This is a genomic window from Psychrobacter fozii, assembly GCF_003217155.1.
Taxonomy (GTDB): Bacteria; Pseudomonadota; Gammaproteobacteria; order Pseudomonadales; family Moraxellaceae; genus Psychrobacter; species Psychrobacter fozii.
This window is the reverse complement of sequence record NZ_QJSU01000002.1, coordinates 43,636-61,222: the sequence shown is the minus strand read 5'-3', so window position 1 is coordinate 61,222 and position 17,587 is coordinate 43,636. Positions and strand designations below refer to the sequence as shown.

Sequence of the window (17,587 nt, the reverse complement as noted above, 5' to 3'; positions counted from 1 at the left end):
CATCAAGCCATCGATAAGGCTTTATCCATCTGACAAGCTCTATCATGCCATGCAATAAATGCTTGTATGGATTTGTGCTCTAACTGATGGCTAGCTTCTTTACCAGAAAAATCCTCAACATAGCGACAGGCTCGATAGTTTTTAGCATACTTATCGTAATTGTTAATCCACTCTTTCCGCGCCTTTAACTCTTTTTGACGTTGCTCAATACTACTATATGCATCCGCGCTCTCAGCATCAAACCAAAAGTTTTTAGCAGGAATATCTTTAGTCAGTTTTTTATCCGCAACCTCAGCCATACGCCACGGTTTAGCAGTGAGCCGCGCTCGAAAGCACTGCTGCGCCTGACAGAGACGCACGTAATTGGCATCGGCATGGAAATACTCAAACCAATCTACAACTAACGCATCATTTGGCGAGATAGTATCGTGGGTAGCCATAATACGAAAGCCTGCAGGTGTCTCATATAAACGAAAGGATTCTTGTGGATGGCTGGCGACGCGCTGCTGAATCAAATCTATCATATAGGTCTGCAATGAGGCCACATGACCCATATATCTTTGATGCTGTTCCTGATCATACTTACTGGCTTGATGCCATAGTATTGCCGTCGCTACTCCTAAAAATAATAGCAGCCATAGCCATGATAATGATTTCATCGCGATAAAAGTTGCTAAAATAATTGCAGCAATTACGACAGTCCATACAAACGGTTTCATCGATACTGGTTTTTCATTGTTTTTTGGCGATGACGGATCGGGATCGGTTGCCTTAGTTTTCTTTGAGACATTATTCGACTTCCTAATTATCCCTATAAAGCCATGACTATCATACTCATCAGGATACTTTTGATGCAATAAGTCGTTATTATCAACATCTATAATCACAATATTACTGACATTGGCAACCTGCGCGCCGTAACTGTTACGTGTGACAATGAGCTGCGTATTAGGTGCCTTACTCTCTAAACCACCTGCAGTTAGGCCACTCTTTGAAAAACTCTGTTTAGAAATAATCTGCTCACGAATAGGAATGCCATTACTTTCGTTATACTCTTCCCTACGCTCACGTCTGACAATATCCTCACCCTCTAGCCAGCGTTGATGAGCCTCCTTCACTCGTGCCTTAGCATGGGCCAAGGCCTCTACTTGACTGATATCTGACCAGCCATAGCGCTTAATAGTTGCTTGCTTAGAATTAAAGTCATCGGATGCGTTATCAGCCATTTTTGACAATTCAAAGCGCTGTTTATATTGCGCCCAGTATTTAGGGATGAGCATAAGGGATTACCTTAAGGTATTTGATTTAAGATAGACGGTGGTTGAGCTTTAAGCGCTTAGACGCCACTCGCCTGCTTAGCAAACAAGCGCATCAACGGCTTCATTTTACCAACACGGTACATGCCTTCACTGCGTATCTGCTGCACGGGACGTAATTGCGCAAGCGACCCCGCAAACAACCAGTTCAGTGCCGAAAAGCTGTGCATCATCAGGCTATTATGCGGACGACGCAGACGCTCGTAACGACGCAACGTTTGATTGCTGCCCCAAATCGTACCGCCACTACGAGTAAAGTCGTGTGCTAATTGTTCGCTCAATACTTGCACATCAAGCATGCCCAGATTCAGCCCTTGACCCGCCAGCGGATGCACACCATGTGCCGCATCACCGATTAATACCAAGTTATCAGCGACGTAGCTTTTTGCTTGTTGCGCGGTCAATGGAAAACTAGCGATTGACTCAATCTGACTGATAGCGCCTAACTCATAATGACAGGCAGCAGCCAGTTTATCGGCGATAACGCGTCCATCTTCCTCTATCAATGCCAATGCTTGATTGCGTGGCAATGTCCATACAATCGATTGCCAATGCTGTGGATTGGCTTTATCGTCATCGGTAATATCCGCTAACGGCAACAACGCCAGCGTACCTGTGGGCAACATCGCCTGACGTGCGGTTGCCTGATGTGGTTTTTCGGTGTGAATCGCACAGCAAATCGCGGTTTGATTATAATCGAGTGTATCTAGACCAATCGCTGCCTGTTTACGTACAAATGAACCCCGACCATCCGCGCCAACCAATAATTGAGCGTCAATCACAGTACCATCATCAACGGTTACACGGTATCCTGACGCTGCACCGAGCCAATCCATATTTGTGACTTTTTGCCCCGCGATAATGGTTAGATAATCACTGACGTCATCCTCACACAAACGCTGCCATAATGCATGCTCAATAACGGCTGGCTCGACCATGCTACCCAGCATTTGCTGCATAACAGAGTTAGACGGATCATCACTACTATCACCAAAGTTATCGCTACTCTCACCAAATAACAGCTCACCCCTACCATTCAGTTGCCATACCTGCATTTGTGAGTAATCCGCCTTGCGCTCAGAGCTCGCAATCTTTTGCCAAGCACCCACGTCTTTAAGCAGATTAATACTGGCCAAGCTCAGTGCATAGACTCGAGCATCACGTTTGCTCAGCACGCCTTGCCAAGCTAATTCATCTCGTGCGGGACGAGCATCAATTAACGTCACAGGCATTTTTGCTTGTGCCAGTTTTAGCGCAAGTGTCGCACCAACGATACCGCTACCGATAATCAGCGTATGGTTGTTTTTCATAAGGTGTCTCTCAATACTAGTCGATATTAGAATGCTTGTTATCAATCTTACTTCAAGCAATATTAACACTGTCACTTTTTTATAGAGGATTAGCTATATCGCTATGACTTTAAACCCATCGCGTAGGTCGCAACCAACGGCTTGATATTTGGCAGTTTATCAAAGGCAACTAGAGCCACATTTCTTGCTAGCTTTATGACTGGATTAGGATGGGTAAATCCATGTACCACAGCATCGCAAAAACGAATGACTCGTTTTTGATCGCTTAGACGTGCTTTTTCATAACGTTTGAGTAGCGTTGGATCACCAATATCTGCGCCCTTCAGTACTTGCGCATTCATCATCTGCGCCAATACATGCGCGTCACGCATACACAGGTTAAAACCTTGCCCTGCTACGGGATGCAGTGTGTGAGCAGCATTGCCCATGACCACGCAGCGACCATCTACTTGCTTGTCTGCTAGCACACGTGTCAATGGATAAGCACCGCGACGACCAGCAGCGATGAATTTTCCAGCTCGTTGACCAAAGGCTTGCTGTAACGTCTGTAAAAAATGCGCATCGTCTTCTAGATAGCGTTTCTCTTCGCCCTTTGGACATACCCAAACGACCGAGCGTCTATAGCCATTCTGATACTCATCATTGCCGTCGCCATTTGGATCTGTCAGTGGTAGTACGGCAAGTGGACCTGCTGGGCTAAAGCGCTCAATCGCGACATGCTCATGCGCCTTGTCAGTTTCTACCACACCCACAATAGCTGTTTGTTGATAATCATAAGTGGTTGTGCCGATATCCAATAGCTGACGCACGGTAGAATCACGTCCATCACAAGCGACCAAGACACTGCCCTGCAATTGCTGCGCTTGTTCCTCTTCACCGTAATAGCTAAAGCTCAGCGTGACACCATCCGCTTTTTGTGTCACTGCGCTGACATTGGCATTATCAATCAAGGTAATCAACGGCTCATGTTGCGCGGCCAATAAAAGCTTGCGTCCGAGCCATGCATTTTCTATTACTTGACCAAATGACTCTACTTTTTCTTCAGCTTTATTGAGCTGCGCACGGCCAAAGCTGCCTTGTTCGCTTACCTGTACTGCATCGATACGGCAGGCATGGCTTTGCAACTCATCCCACAGGCCAATCTCTTGGTAAATCTGTACGGTGCGGCGTGATAATGCGGTATTGCGACTGTCCAAATAGTGACTGCGATTATCATCATCTTTTGGACTAATAGTTGGATAGCTGTTTTTTTCTAATAACGTGCTCGCAATGCCATGATTTGCTAGCAGCAGTGCAAAGGATAAACCGACATGCCCGCCACCTGCGATAAGTACTTGCTGCGCCGTGATAGCCTTACTATTATCAGCTATGTTTTTGACTACATTTTTTTCAACTGCATTCTCAACTTTGTCTTTAGCATTCGATAAGTTTACATCAGTATTTTGTATCATTATTATTCCTACTTTATTGTATGGGAAGTGCTTTCTATAATTGATGAATGGGCTATTAATTGCCGCTAGCAACCACTTATACTTTATAATCCTGCTCATTTTATTCGTGTTTTAAATTTAATTATAGGCGCTATGATATCACTGTTAGATTACCACAAATTACCTATCACTCCGCGCTCTTAACGGTAGACAAAGCGTGTACTAAAAATTCGTGATATCTTGTACTACTGAAGACTAATTTAATATCAGATTGACACGTAAAAGCCAAAAGCATTAAATAAAGCATGACCGTTGCAATCACCATACAAAAACAGCGTCACGTATATGATGTATGGCTTGAAATTTAAAAACTATCTACCATAATAAAGGCAAGACCGTTACTTATCACCACTCCTAAAACAAACAACAAAACCAACAGCATTGCTACCGTCATTTCTATCTCTACAATTTAAAGCCAAGACAATAACGACCGACTACTTTATCTCTTAAGTCCAAAGCTTAATAAAACAACATCACTTTGGGCACACAATAAAAGGATAATCGCTTGACTGATTCCATGAGCCGCCGTATAAAGTTTGAATCATTGACGCCAGCACAGCTTAAAATCGTGCTAGGTGAATACAATAATCACATGAAATATATCCAAAAACGCCTCGATATCAAAATCATGCAGCGTCAAGGCGATTTTTGCCTGAGCGGTGATGTGACCGGTGTTGAGCGTGGTGAACGTATTATTTATAAAATGGTGGATGAAGCCCAAAATAAAAAAGACATCAGTGCCGAAGAGCTGCATCTCATCATCCAATCTAGTATCTCTCGTGACGAAGACATGGCAGCGGATGCACAACAGGCAGAAGATGCTGCCGAAGAAGAAGATTTCGATATCGCTAGTGAGTTTACGCCAGTTAGCTTGCGCACCCGTAAGGGTCGTATCATTCCTCGCGGTGGCAACCAGCAAACCTATGTCCAAAGTGTGCTGAACTCTGACGTCTCATTCGGTATTGGCCCTGCTGGTACTGGTAAAACGTATCTAGCCGTTGCTTGCGCCGTAGATATGCTTGAGCGTAATGAGATTGAGCGGATTTTACTCGTGCGTCCAGCGGTAGAAGCTGGTGAGAAACTGGGGTTTTTGCCGGGTGATTTAACGCAAAAAATCGACCCTTACTTGCGTCCATTATACGATGCGCTATATGAGATGATCGGTGTTGAAAAGGTGGGCAAACTGATTGAAAAACAAGTTATCGAAATTGCACCTCTCGCCTATATGCGTGGTCGTACATTAAACAACTCGTTTGTCATCTTGGATGAAGCGCAAAATACTACACCTGAGCAGATGAAAATGTTTTTGACCCGTCTGGGTTTTGGCTCACGAGCCGTGATCACTGGTGACGTGACCCAAGTTGATTTGCCACGGGGTCATAAGTCTGGCTTGGCGCAAGCGATGGAAATCTTAAGCGGTATCGAAGAGATTCATATCACTAAGTTTGACTCAAAAGATGTGGTACGCCATCAATTGGTACAAAAAATTGTCGAAGCCTATGATGTGTTTGATGAAGAGCAAATCATATTAGAAGAAAAGCGTAAGTTTGAGCGTATCAAAGAGCAAGAGCGTAGACAAGCTATCGCTAATGCTGCGGCAAAACTATAAAATGGCAGGTTTGATATTTGCCACCCTAGAACCGCAAATATAGAAATGCAAAACCGGATTACTGATTAGTAGTCCGGTTTTTTGCTGCTAGACTGATAATTAGCGTAGTAGATTAGGGTTGGTAAGTTAGCCTTGGGCAGTTTTAGCAAATTAAACAAACGACATGACAATACAGTAAGGAGAGAACAACATGAGCCAGTATAATGACGATGATAATCTTAACCAAAATAAGGCAACTGATATCACTAATAATGATGAAAGCTTTGAGATATTAGACATCAGTGCAACGAGTAGTATTGATGACACACTACTCGATACTTTTTATCATCGTGACACACTACTACCTGTGATGATGGCAACTTTAGATTACATAGATAAGCAAATTAATAGTGATTTAGTACTGCCTTATTTTGCAGATATTGATGTTGAATTATGGCAAGAAAAAGCCAAATCACTCGATATATATATCACTGATGAGACTGAAGGTCGTGAGTTGAATTTGGAGGCACGAGGCAAGGATTATGCGACCAACATTCTGTCTTATCCTAGTGAATTGCCAGCCGCTATCATCGAGCTGATGCCAACGCTAGCGCTTGGTGAGCTGATTATTTGTCATGATGTGATCGTGCATGAAGCAGCAGAACAAGAAAAGACAGTCGCACAGCACATTAGCCACTTGTTAATACATGGTGTGCTGCACTTACTAGGATTTGATCATGAGCTCGGACAAGCTGAACAAGATGAGATGGAGCAGTTTGAAATTGAGGTTTTGGCAGGCCTAAACCTACCAAACCCCTATTTATAATGAATACGATTTAAAGGTTTTGATCTTTGTCTAAAGATGGCAATGGCGATTCGTTTTTGTTGCCCATCAACATCTCTAAACCTTTGACATGTACACTGCGCTGTGGGAATGGAATGTCGATTTTATTGTCATCAAGCGCGTATTTAAACTGCTCAAGCAAATCACATTGCATGCTCCACCAGTCCGCATTGGTAGTCCAAACGTTTAAGGTCAAATCAACTGAATTGTCCCCTAAATTGGTCACACGGACGATAGGTGCAGGATCAGTAAATGCCAGCGGATTATCGGTGGCCAGCTTTATCATGATGTCTTTTGCTGTCTTAATATCGGCATCATAGCCAATACCGATAGTGATATCCACGCGGCGATTCGGTAACGACGAATAGTTGATAGTCGCGGTTGTGGTGATGTCACCGTTAGGGATGATAATATCGTGATTGGTGGTCGTGGTCAGATGCGTATTAATCAAACTGATCTCTGTCACCGTGCCTGTGTGACCCAGTATTTGCACGTAATCACCGCGTACAAACGGGCGAAACGTCACAATCATAATACCAGCGGCAAAGTTAGACAGCTGATCTTTTAGTGACAGACCGATCGCAACGGCCGCACCACCTAATATGGCGACAACTGAAGTCGTCTGCACACCAACTTTGCTAAGTGCTGCTAGTGCAACTACTACTAATAGCACGCCGTAGATTAAACGACCCAAAAAGCTAGCAACCGTGTCATCTAAGTGACTACGCAGCATAATTTTTTGTGCGATAGCGACGGCTTTTTTGGCAAGCCAACGTCCTACGACGAATATCAATATCGCTAGTGCTACTTTTATAACCAAACTTACTGCATTACTGGTTAAGGCCGCAATATCTATGGTAAAACCTAAAAATTCCATACTGACTCTTTATTTTATAGCTGTGTTTTATGAATTTGAGTGTCTGTCATATCAAAACTAGAATAACGCACGAATGACTATGCTTTATGCTAGTTTTCATCATCGATTACATTCGAACCATCTTAAGAAGTATCTTAATAAGTCACATTCACTTTATCGCTGTATTGATAAGTACGAATCAAACGTAACTCGACAATATCACTCATATCTTTGGTGAATGCACCAAAAGGCGCGGCTTGTCTAACCGACTGTTTGGCTGCTTCGTCTAATATCGTTGAGTTTGAGCTCTCAAGTAAGCGAATGGCTTTAATATTACCATCGCTACTGATGATTACCATTAGACGTACTTCACCAGTGATGCCTTGCGCGCGCGCTTGTACGGGATAATGTAGATTGCCGATGCGCTCGACATGCTCACGAAACGTATTGATATAGTCCGCTGCTGCACCGCGTGTCGTTGAATTACTATCGACAGTCACCACTTTCGATTTGGTGGCATACACTTGCTGGCGCTGAGACAACTGAGCTTCCAAGGTAGCGACTTGTTTTCGCAGACGCTCTTCTTGTGCAATCATATCGTCTTGTGCTTCTTTGCTATCATTATCCGACTCTACATTGGCCTGGCGCCAACTTAATGTCGTGCGTAGATAGCTCTCTTGATACTGCTGCTGTCGAACTTGCCGTTGCAAGCTAATCACATCTTGTGTCTCACTCATTTGCTCAGCAGACAATGGGCTAATCTGATCCGTCTCTTGTCTCAGTTGCTCTTGTACCGTACCACCACCTTCTTGGGAGGCATCAGCAATAAAGTGAGCATCCTCATTTGGCTTCATATTGTCAGTCAGCGCTTTTGCGACATCTTGCATCATCGCAGCAGGGTCTTTCCCCATAGAAAAGCTAACACCAAAAATAATAAGCACATGTACACCAACTGCGATAACGATAGCAACAGGTAAGCTAATATCTCGCTTAGGTACTTGTGCGGAAAAGTGATAGCTTTGTGAATCTTTAATATAGGCCACAGTCGATCTCAGCTTATGGGTACGAGCTTATAAATACAAAACAGCAAATAATAAGCATCATAATGGTATGTATGATTTATTCTGGCGCTATCATACCATGACATAGAATTGTGTCGCCACGAGAACCTGTGCGTTAGCAATCTAACCCACTCACGCAAACTTTACAATTCTTTAGGCAAACGCTTAAAAAAATACCGTCAAACTTAATACAAAACCCATACGCCAGATGAAAGAACATTGACGATTGGGCTGCAAGCACCCTAGATATCAGCATCTATATAGTGAACATAGATAAACCAAATAGGCTTTTTTATTATCCGCGATTCATATTTTCTAAAACATAATCGCTGTCAGTGCTGTCTTCTGATATTCAATATTGACCAAATGAATGACTACAAAGTACATGTGTGCATTTTGAAGCCATCATATTTAATATATACTGTTTAATAAGCATCGTATTATCAAATAAACGTTCATCGACCATTTTTGATTAGCGATGCTGAGCGCGCGCTATACGATGATGCACCCCTATAATGATAAGGATAAGAAGTTTGAGTGATTTTGACAACATGGATACTTCAGACAATTTTGACGAATTCTTTGACAATTTAGGCTATCGATTCGATGAGTCGTTTAGCGGTGGCTGGGAGCGCCTTACCCAATCTATCAGACAGATATATGATAGAACAACGGATAAATTTGAAGATGAACTTGCGCTGCCAGTGACACAAGAGTACGTCAATGACTCGCTACAGAAGTTCGTCACTGATAATGTAAAGGCCATCTTAGAGTTGCGTGTTGAGATGCATGACGACTGGTTTCGTTTGTACTGTACGATTAACGTGGCAGGCATTTATGTGGAAATCGCGAGTAACTTTGGATTGATTCATGTTCAGCTCGATCGCAATGTCCAACGTTTTGTATTTGGTCAGCAGACATATACTGACGTCCTCAACTTACGCTGCGAGTCTTTTCTTAAACGCCAAGGTGTCAAACTGTTTGTCTGGTTCTATCACAGTATTCTTAAAAAAGACCCGTTAGGATTTTTGCTCTCTTATATCAATATTGCTCGTGCAAAAGATGAAGTCATCTACATTGATATTAATCGCTGGCTAAAAAAGAATAAAAAAATCATGAGTACCTTGCATAAGGTACAAGTGAATTATGGCGAACTTGAAGAAGAGCAAATGATTTTAAAGACTCAGATTAATTATCGTGACTTACTAGCCGCAAGTAGCAACGAAGATATCATTAGTGACGATGATGAACCTGAGTTGATGCAAGGTCCTGTCAATCCCGTAGATGATGCGACTGAACCAAGCCAAGTTTAACTATTTCACCGTATAAAAAACGCTGACCTTCAAAAACAATAGTCTTTGAAGCTCAGCGTTTTTATTTTGTCAAAGCAGATCTATAGAATACTCAAATCAGTTATATGGCTACCAATAGTTCTCTACGGCAATATTACCCTCGCCTCGTCGATTCATCACCAGTCCTAGCGACTTTAATGCTTCTTTGGTGTCATCCACCATATCTGGGTTGCCACACAGCATGACATGGGTAGTATCGATATCTAAATCGATGCCTGCACGCCCTTGTAACGTACCATCCAGTAACAGCTTTGGCAGACGTTCTGTTAATGCGCCTTCAACAGGCTCACGAGTCACGATAGGAATAAATATTAACTTTGCTGGATTCTCAACCAACGAACCAAAATCTTCTTGTAAGCTTTCAATCTTTTCAACATAAGCGAGCTCTTCTATCGAGCGCGCGCTATAAGCCAATACAATGTGCTCATAATCTTCCCATGTCTTCAAATCTTGTAGCATGGATAAAAATGGTGCCAGACCCGTACCTGTTGCGAGCAACCATAGATCTTTTGGCAATGGTTTTTGGTAACGCGCCAATGTCAAAAATCCAAATGGCAAGGTATTAAGAAGTAACTCATCCCCTACTTGTAGATGTTGCAACTGTGAGGTAAATCCCCCTTCAGGGATGACGATAGAGAAAAACTCTAATACTTCGTCGAATGGTGAAGAGATAATCGAATAAGCGCGAAAGATATCCTCATCAGATATATCAGCATCAGACATGCCACCCTGCTCTGTATAGTACTTCAATCGACTGGGATTGACGCCCAAGCGCACGAACTGGCCAGCAGTAAACTTAAAGCTGTCAGGACGGCTGACCGTAAAACTAAATAGGTTTGGCGTCCACGTGGTTTTGCTAAGCACGGTTACCGTTTGAATATTGTCACTCATAAGAACTGGCCACTCGCTTTTTATTGTTAATTATTTTTATAAAATTTTAAACGATACAAAATAAAAGATGCGCCAAGCTTATCACAAAGCTGGCGCATCTTGGTTTTCTAACCGTAACAGCAGATAAGCCACATGCAGCGACTTATCTCACCTTTCTCTCAAGACTACCAGATACGTGCCAAACTTGACCATTCAATCATATTGCTCGGCAAGATACCGAAGAAGATAATCATCGCTGTCACCGCAATAATCATGATACCGCCAGTACGCATCGCCCACTGTCCAGAGACGTCAAACTCAATAAACTGTTTAGGACGTTTGAACAGCGTAAGCATCACGCGCAAATAATAGAATAGACCAATCGAGCTGCCTAAAATAATCATCGCTGCTAAGAACCAGTTGGTTCCTTGTACCGCAGCCAATATCGCAAATAGCTTAGTGATAAAGCCTGCCGTCAACGGAATACCCGCCAATGACAACATCATGATAGTCATGACAGCAGTCAGCACTGGACGACGCCAGAACAGCCCTTGATAATGAGTTAACTCATCAGCTTCACCAGATAGTCGATAAGGACTCGACATGAGAGTCACTACGCCAAAGGCACCGATAGAGGTCAACGCATAAACGGCCATATACATACTAGAGATGCTATCCGCTGCCGTACCAATACTGACAATCACGATCATCACATAACCCATATGGGAAATAGAAGAATAACCCAGTAGGCGTTTCAGACTGGTCTGACGTACGGCTAATAAGTTACCGACTAAGATCGATAAGGTCGCCATTACCATCAATAGCATTTGTACAGATGGCAGTGCTAGCAAAGCGGTATCAATTAAGAAACGAACCGCAAGCGCCATCATCGCCACTTTTGATACGGATGCTAAGAAGGTCGCGATAGGCGCTGGTGCACCCTCGTACACATCTGGCGTCCACATATGGAAAGGCGCAGCTGAGAGTTTAAAGGCGATACCAAACATCATCATCGCCGCGCCCAATATCAACAGTGGCGATTCAAAAAGATTGCTCAATTCCACACTAATAGGCTTAAAGGCTAGCGACCCTACTTCTGCATAAATAAACGCCATACCCATCAATAAAGTGGCCGAGGCCGTTGCAGATAGCACTAGGTACTTTAGACCAGACTCTAGCGAGTTTTTGCGCATATAGGTATATGACAGCATACCGTACAGTGGTATAGACAGCATCTCTAAGCTCATAAAGAATGACGCTAAATGCTGAGCACTGACCATCAGCAAAGCACCAATCGTCGATAACAACATAAGCAAATATAGCTCTTCTTTATTATCCTTAAGGTTTGCTAAGTACGCATAAGACAACGTACAACAAGCCAATGCACAGATAAAAATGATTACCATATTAAACTGAGCAAAGTTATCAATCACAAATAACTGTTCAGCACTTGGTATCATGGTTCCACTATTCACGATGCCAGTCATTTGACCAAGCAAAGTAAATAAACCAATGTTTAAACCAACGACGGTAACTGTACCCGTCACCATATGTGAGCGTTTAACTGCGATGGCAATCATGACCACCAGTACCGTAATCACTACGGTAATGATTGGTGCATAAGGCAATAATCCCATCAAATCATTCATCGTAATATCATTCATGACTTAACGTGCCTCCATTGCATCAAGCAGGTGCGATGCATCTACTTGTGTTACTTGACTATAGGTATATGCATTGTTAATCCACTGCATCGCGTGACTCGATGTATCAAGGAAAGGCTGTGGATATAGACCCAACCAGACCAGTCCGGCAGCTAACATCAGTAGTAATGACAACTCACGTTTGCCCAAATCTTTGAGTTTGCGCGGTGGCAAACCATGTGATTTGGTTTCTTGAATTGCGACTGCTTCGATGTTGTTTTTACCAAATAATGCGCGATGAATCAGAATAAGCGAGTAAAGACCTGCTAGTACCAAACTGAATGTCGCAAAGACGACAAACACAGGGTATTGAGCAAATGAGCCAAATAAAATCATGAACTCGCCAATGAAGTTACCTGTACCTGGAATACCCAGTAACGCTGCACAGAAGAACATCAATATCGGCGCATAGTAACGGAACTGTCCCCACATACCGCCCATCAAGGTCAAATCACGTGTGTGCAGGCGCTCATATAACTGACCTGCCATAATGAACAATGCCGCTGAACTCAGACCGTGTGCCAACATCTGAATCATCAGACCTTGCAAGCTGAGTAATGTACCAGCATAGATTGCCAATACTACAAAACCCATGTGCGAGATACTGGTATAAGCCAGCAGACGCTTCATATCGGTCTGCATAAAGGCTAACCATGCACCGTAGAAGATACCAATCGTACCTAAAGTAATGGCAATCGGTGCAAACTCTTGTGACGCTACTGGAAACAATGGCAACACAAAACGAATCAGACCATATGCCGCAGTTTTAATCAGTACACCCGCCAAATCCACTGAGCCTGCCGTTGGTGCTTGTGCATGCGCATCTGGCAACCAACCATGGAAAGGGATAATTGGCAATTTCACCGCAAAACCGATAAAGAAACACAGCATGATTGGATATTCCCAACCACCCAACGACGTACCAAGCAAGTCATTATAATTAAAGCTAACCACACCTTTTTGGGCATAGCTAATAATGACCAACATCAAGATACCAATGAGCATGATAAGCCCAGAAGCTTGGGTATAAATAAAGAACTTGGTTGCTGCATACTCTTTGGTTTTGCCAACCACATCATGACCCCAAATCGCGATCAAGAAGTAGATAGGAACCAGCATCATCTCCCAAAAGAAGAAGAATAAGAACAAATCAATAGCTAAGAAAACACCAATGACGCCGCCTAAGCTCCATAACAAGTTCAGATGGAAGAAACCAACTCGGCGTTGAATCTCATTCCACGAACAGGCAACCGCTGCAATACCGAGCAGTCCTGTCAAAGCCACCATCATCAGTGACAAACCATCTAACGCTAAATGAAAGCTGATACCAAAGCTCGGTATCCATGGCACACTGAATTCAGCGACCCAAGGCACGTTTGCACTTGGGGCAATCACTTGCTTACTCATTCCGCTAAAGTCACCGTAATGCCACAATACTAGTGACAATACAAAGGTCAGCGTCATGCCGATTAAGGCAATCCAGCGCGGTAGACGTTTATTAAACCGTTCGACCAACCAACATAGCAATCCTGCAATAAAAGGAATTGCGATTAATGCTGGTAGCATCCACGTTTGTTGTAACTCAATCATCTTATACCACCGTCATCATTACCAGCACCAGCAATACAGCCATACCCAAGCCAAAGCTTGCAGCATAACCTCGAAGTGACCCTGTTTGCGTCGCAGACAACACCTTGTTACCTGCTGAAGCCAGCTTAGGTAGGATGAGCCACGTTTTATCAATAGGGTCGGCTTTTAATAAGCGGCCGATGAATAAAAAGGGTTTTACAAAAATTACATCATATAGCGCATCAAAACCTAGGCCATGATAGCACCAGTGATATAGCGCCCCACCAATACGTGAGCGCTTAAAGCTGGTGAGCATTCTACCTTTATCGACGACATACAATAATGCTGCCAATATTAAACCTGCCGCCATTGCACCCATCGCAATATACTCTGCAGTATGCTTAGCATGTGCTTGACCCGCAACTTCTAATAAGTGACCAACACTCTCTGGTAAGACACCATCTAATGGCGGTGTAATCCATGCACCAACGGCGGTAGATAATACTAACAATACCGTCAAAGGCAACCAATACGACATACCTGATAATTTGTGTGCAGGCGTTTTTTCTTCACCAAAGAAGATAATCCAAATCATACGGAACGTATAAATCGCGGTTAAGAAAGCGCCAAACACACCCATATAGAACAATACTAGATGACCTGTGGCATAAGTCTCCCAAAGAATCGCTTCTTTAGAATAAAAGCCAACGGTGACCCAAGGTATGGCTGCAAGTGCACCACCACCGACGACATAGCACCAAAATACCAATGGTATCTTTTTGCGTAGACCGCCCATCTTGAAGATGTCTTGCTCATGGTGTACGGCAAGGATGACCGCACCTGATGATAAGAACAGCAATGCTTTAAAGAAAGCATGCGTCATCAGATGGAAGATAGCGCCTTGCCATGCGCCCACACCGAGTGCTAGGAACATATAACCGATCTGACTCATGGTCGAATAAGCAAGAATACGTTTGATATCCGTCTGTGCCAGTGCACAGAAGCCTGCAACGATAAGCGTCAATGCACCGACACCACCGACCCAATACAATAAAATACCAGGGGTCAGCTCAAACAATGGATGTAGACGGGCGATTAGATAAACGCCTGCTGTGACCATCGTCGCGGCGTGAATCAATGCCGATACAGGTGTTGGACCAGCCATAGCATCAGCAAGCCACGTATGTAGTGGTAGCTGGGCTGATTTACCCATCGCGCCGCCAACCAACATCATCGTAGTCAGCATCATCGTTGGATTATTAATATCGAATATTTCTGGCGCGCGCGTAATAATCTCTTGGATATTAAGCGTGCCGAATTCTCGAAATAATAAAAACAAACCAAACGCTAGGAATACATCACCTACACGCGTGACGGTAAAGGCTTTCATCGCCGCAATACCATTGGCTCGGTCATGGTAATAAAAACCAATCAACAGGTAAGAACAAATACCGACGCCTTCCCAACCGAGATATAGCAAGAACAAGTTATCTGCCAATACTAGCAATAGCATGCTAGCAACGAACAAATTCATATAGCTAAAGAAACGGGCAAATCCAGTGTCGCCTTTCATGTACCAAGCGGCAAACAGATGGATTAAAAAGCCAATACCCGTAATGACACCCGTCATCGTTAGAGCCAAGCCGTCAAAACTAAGACCAAAGCTTGGCGCAAAATCACCGACTTGGAACCATGTCCAAAGTGGAATCTCGACTACCGTACCTGCTGGGTTACTGGTTAAAAAAGTATAGCTAACGAATAGCGTACATAGTGCTGATAACAGCATGCTACCCACACCGACAATCGCTGCCACCTGCTCTGTTAGCTTGTCGCGCATAAAGGCTAAAATCAAAAAGCCAACGAGCGGGAATATAAAGGTTAATGGTAATAAACTCATGACATCATCCTTTCATCTCATTGGCGCTATCGACATCTAAATGCCCACGCTGATGATAAAACCGCAATAATATTGCCAAACCAATGGCGGCCTCTGCTGCTGCTAACGTCAAAATAAAGATAAACATAATCTGTCCATCTGGATCGACCCAGCGACTACCTGCCACCACAAATGCTAGTGCTGCCGCGTTCATCATGATCTCAAGGCTCATAAGCATAAAGAGAAAATTGCGACGTACCATGACACCACATAGACCGATAGCAAATAAAATACCTGCCAAAATCAATCCATGGCTCATGGGTATCAGACCCAATACCTGTTGCACCTCAACAGCTGGCTGCATTAAGCCTGCTACCTCGTGGGCAAACGGCACGTTTGACACGTCTTGTGCCACGCTTGCTGCTAGTACCATTAGTCTGACTCCTTGCGCGTGACTTTGTTCGCACCTATGTTCATACTGACATAATCAAGCGGGTCAACATCTTTATACTCGTAAGGCTGAGCCATTTCTACGGCATCATGCTGTGTATGAGTGCCATTATTTTCATGCTGTTTAACACTACCCGCACTTGGTTTGAATGCTTGACTAGCATTACTCTCAACTTCGTCATCTATAGATTCTTTACCTAGATGATAAGCAGCGACCAGAGCAGCTAGCAACAATAATGCCGCCACTTCTATCAGCATGACATATTTGGTAAATAACACCGTGCCGACTACTTTGGCAGATATTGTCGTACCGCCAATCATCGCTGCTTCGTCATGATTGAGACCAATCATCGCATATAGCACAACGGCAATGATTATCGTCAACCCTGTCGGTATCGCCCAAGTGCCCGCATCAAGCCAACGCTCTTCACGCTCATCATTGCTCATGCCCAAGTTCAGCATCATAATGACAAAGACAAACAGCACCATAATGGCACCAGCGTAAACAACGATTTCTAGTGCCCCTGCAAATGGTGCACCGAGCACAAAGAATATGCCAGCAATCGCTAACAATGACACAATCATCGACAAAATAGCATGCACCGGATTGGCTTGGGTCACCACGCGCAAACTGGCAAATACTGCCACTGCTGCGAGCGAATAAAACCCTGCCAACTCAGGATGGTTCAAAATGTTCATCATGGCAGCAAACTCCTTAGATCAATAGGTGCAGCTTCATTTTGCGCCGCCCCTTTTGGTTTGTCCGCTACCGCCATACCCGTCACACGATAATAGTTATAATCGGGATATTTACCTGGTCCTGAAATAAGCAAATGCTCTTTTTCGTAGACCAAATCTTGGCGCTTATATTCACCCAACTCAAAGTCAGGTGTCATTTGAATGGCTGTCGTTGGACACGCCTCTTCACACAATCCGCAAAAAATACAGCGCGAAAAGTTAATTCTAAAAAACTCTGGATACCAGCGGCCGTCTTCACGCTCAGCTTTCTGTAATGAGATACAGCCAACGGGACATGCCACAGCACATAAGTTACAAGCAACACAGCGCTCATCACCATCAGGGTCACGCGTCAACACAATGCGCCCACGAAAACGCGGCGGTACTGGTACGGGCTCTTCAGGATAAAGAATGGTGTCGCGTGGCCTGAGCGCATGACTATTGACCATCCACATACTGCGAACAATGGTAAATATACCAATGACGGTCTTTTTTATGGTAGTAAACATGGGATTATTATCCTTATCAGCTTTACCCTAGTTCATCAATGATGGCTAGTGATGA

Annotated in this window: 15 protein-coding genes; 3 read left to right on the top strand and 12 right to left on the bottom strand. The window is 43.8% G+C overall.

Translation table 11 applies throughout. The features are described from left to right. Positions 1 to 2: 2 nt before the first annotated feature. The 3 genes from DFP82_RS03070 to DFP82_RS03060 all read right to left on the bottom strand — a co-directional run bounded on the left by DFP82_RS03070 (position 3) and on the right by DFP82_RS03060 (position 4,074). Positions 3 to 1,280 (bottom strand): hypothetical protein, encoded by a 1,278-nt coding sequence (locus DFP82_RS03070; RefSeq protein WP_110922278.1) that lies wholly within the window; start codon positions 1,278 to 1,280, stop codon positions 3 to 5. Positions 1,281 to 1,336: 56 nt separating this feature from the next. Further along, positions 1,337 to 2,626 carry an FAD-dependent monooxygenase gene (locus DFP82_RS03065; RefSeq protein ID WP_110922277.1) on the bottom strand — a complete coding sequence of 430 codons (1,290 nt, stop codon included), beginning with the start codon at positions 2,624 to 2,626 and terminating at the stop codon, positions 1,337 to 1,339. Between the two features lie 101 nt (positions 2,627 to 2,727). Further along, positions 2,728 to 4,074, bottom strand: a complete 1,347-nt coding sequence (locus DFP82_RS03060) for an FAD-dependent monooxygenase (protein ID WP_245905638.1) — start codon at positions 4,072 to 4,074, stop codon at positions 2,728 to 2,730. Between the two features lie 559 nt (positions 4,075 to 4,633). Here DFP82_RS03060 and DFP82_RS03055 point away from each other — a divergent pair. Then, positions 4,634 to 5,725, top strand: coding sequence for a PhoH family protein (locus DFP82_RS03055; protein ID WP_110922275.1), 1,092 nt, complete (start codon positions 4,634 to 4,636; stop codon positions 5,723 to 5,725). Between the two features lie 190 nt (positions 5,726 to 5,915). After that, a complete protein-coding gene (gene ybeY / locus DFP82_RS03050; RefSeq protein ID WP_110922274.1) occupies positions 5,916 to 6,530 on the top strand; it encodes an rRNA maturation RNase YbeY in 615 nt (204 codons plus the stop codon). A 10-nt stretch (positions 6,531 to 6,540) separates the two neighbouring features. Here the strand turns inward: ybeY and DFP82_RS03045 are convergent, their stop codons facing one another. Further along, the gene (locus DFP82_RS03045; RefSeq protein ID WP_110922273.1) at positions 6,541 to 7,425 is read right to left on the bottom strand and encodes a mechanosensitive ion channel family protein; all 885 of its coding nucleotides are present in this window, start codon (positions 7,423 to 7,425) and stop codon (positions 6,541 to 6,543) included. A gap of 134 nt (positions 7,426 to 7,559) precedes the next feature. Beyond that, a complete protein-coding gene (locus DFP82_RS03040) occupies positions 7,560 to 8,447 on the bottom strand; it encodes an energy transducer TonB (RefSeq protein ID WP_110922272.1) in 888 nt (295 codons plus the stop codon). Between the two features lie 533 nt (positions 8,448 to 8,980). Here DFP82_RS03040 and DFP82_RS03035 point away from each other — a divergent pair. Then, positions 8,981 to 9,778, top strand: coding sequence for a hypothetical protein (locus DFP82_RS03035; protein ID WP_110922271.1), 798 nt, complete (start codon positions 8,981 to 8,983; stop codon positions 9,776 to 9,778). A 108-nt stretch (positions 9,779 to 9,886) separates the two neighbouring features. On the opposite strand, the gene DFP82_RS03030 is transcribed toward DFP82_RS03035, so the two are convergent. The 7 genes from DFP82_RS03030 to nuoI all read right to left on the bottom strand — a co-directional run bounded on the left by DFP82_RS03030 (position 9,887) and on the right by nuoI (position 17,532). Next, the gene (locus DFP82_RS03030) at positions 9,887 to 10,708 is read right to left on the bottom strand and encodes a ferredoxin--NADP reductase (protein WP_110922270.1); all 822 of its coding nucleotides are present in this window, start codon (positions 10,706 to 10,708) and stop codon (positions 9,887 to 9,889) included. A gap of 164 nt (positions 10,709 to 10,872) precedes the next feature. Then, complete coding sequence (gene nuoN, locus DFP82_RS03025) at positions 10,873 to 12,351, bottom strand: NADH-quinone oxidoreductase subunit NuoN (RefSeq protein WP_110922269.1); 1,479 nt, start codon at positions 12,349 to 12,351, stop codon at positions 10,873 to 10,875. Positions 12,352 to 12,354: 3 nt separating this feature from the next. Continuing rightward, the gene (nuoM, locus tag DFP82_RS03020; RefSeq protein WP_110922268.1) at positions 12,355 to 13,980 is read right to left on the bottom strand and encodes an NADH-quinone oxidoreductase subunit M; all 1,626 of its coding nucleotides are present in this window, start codon (positions 13,978 to 13,980) and stop codon (positions 12,355 to 12,357) included. Position 13,981: 1 nt separating this feature from the next. Continuing rightward, positions 13,982 to 15,856, bottom strand: a complete 1,875-nt coding sequence (nuoL, locus tag DFP82_RS03015; RefSeq protein ID WP_110922267.1) for an NADH-quinone oxidoreductase subunit L — start codon at positions 15,854 to 15,856, stop codon at positions 13,982 to 13,984. A 4-nt stretch (positions 15,857 to 15,860) separates the two neighbouring features. After that, positions 15,861 to 16,169, bottom strand: a complete 309-nt coding sequence (gene nuoK, locus DFP82_RS03010) for an NADH-quinone oxidoreductase subunit NuoK (RefSeq protein WP_041753378.1) — start codon at positions 16,167 to 16,169, stop codon at positions 15,861 to 15,863. A 98-nt stretch (positions 16,170 to 16,267) separates the two neighbouring features. Further along, positions 16,268 to 16,987 (bottom strand): NADH-quinone oxidoreductase subunit J, encoded by a 720-nt coding sequence (gene nuoJ, locus DFP82_RS03005; protein ID WP_110922266.1) that lies wholly within the window; start codon positions 16,985 to 16,987, stop codon positions 16,268 to 16,270. Beyond that, complete coding sequence (gene nuoI, locus DFP82_RS03000; protein WP_110922265.1) at positions 16,984 to 17,532, bottom strand: NADH-quinone oxidoreductase subunit NuoI; 549 nt, start codon at positions 17,530 to 17,532, stop codon at positions 16,984 to 16,986. The genes nuoJ and nuoI overlap by 4 nt, the downstream gene beginning before the upstream one ends. Positions 17,533 to 17,587: the final 55 nt, after the last annotated feature.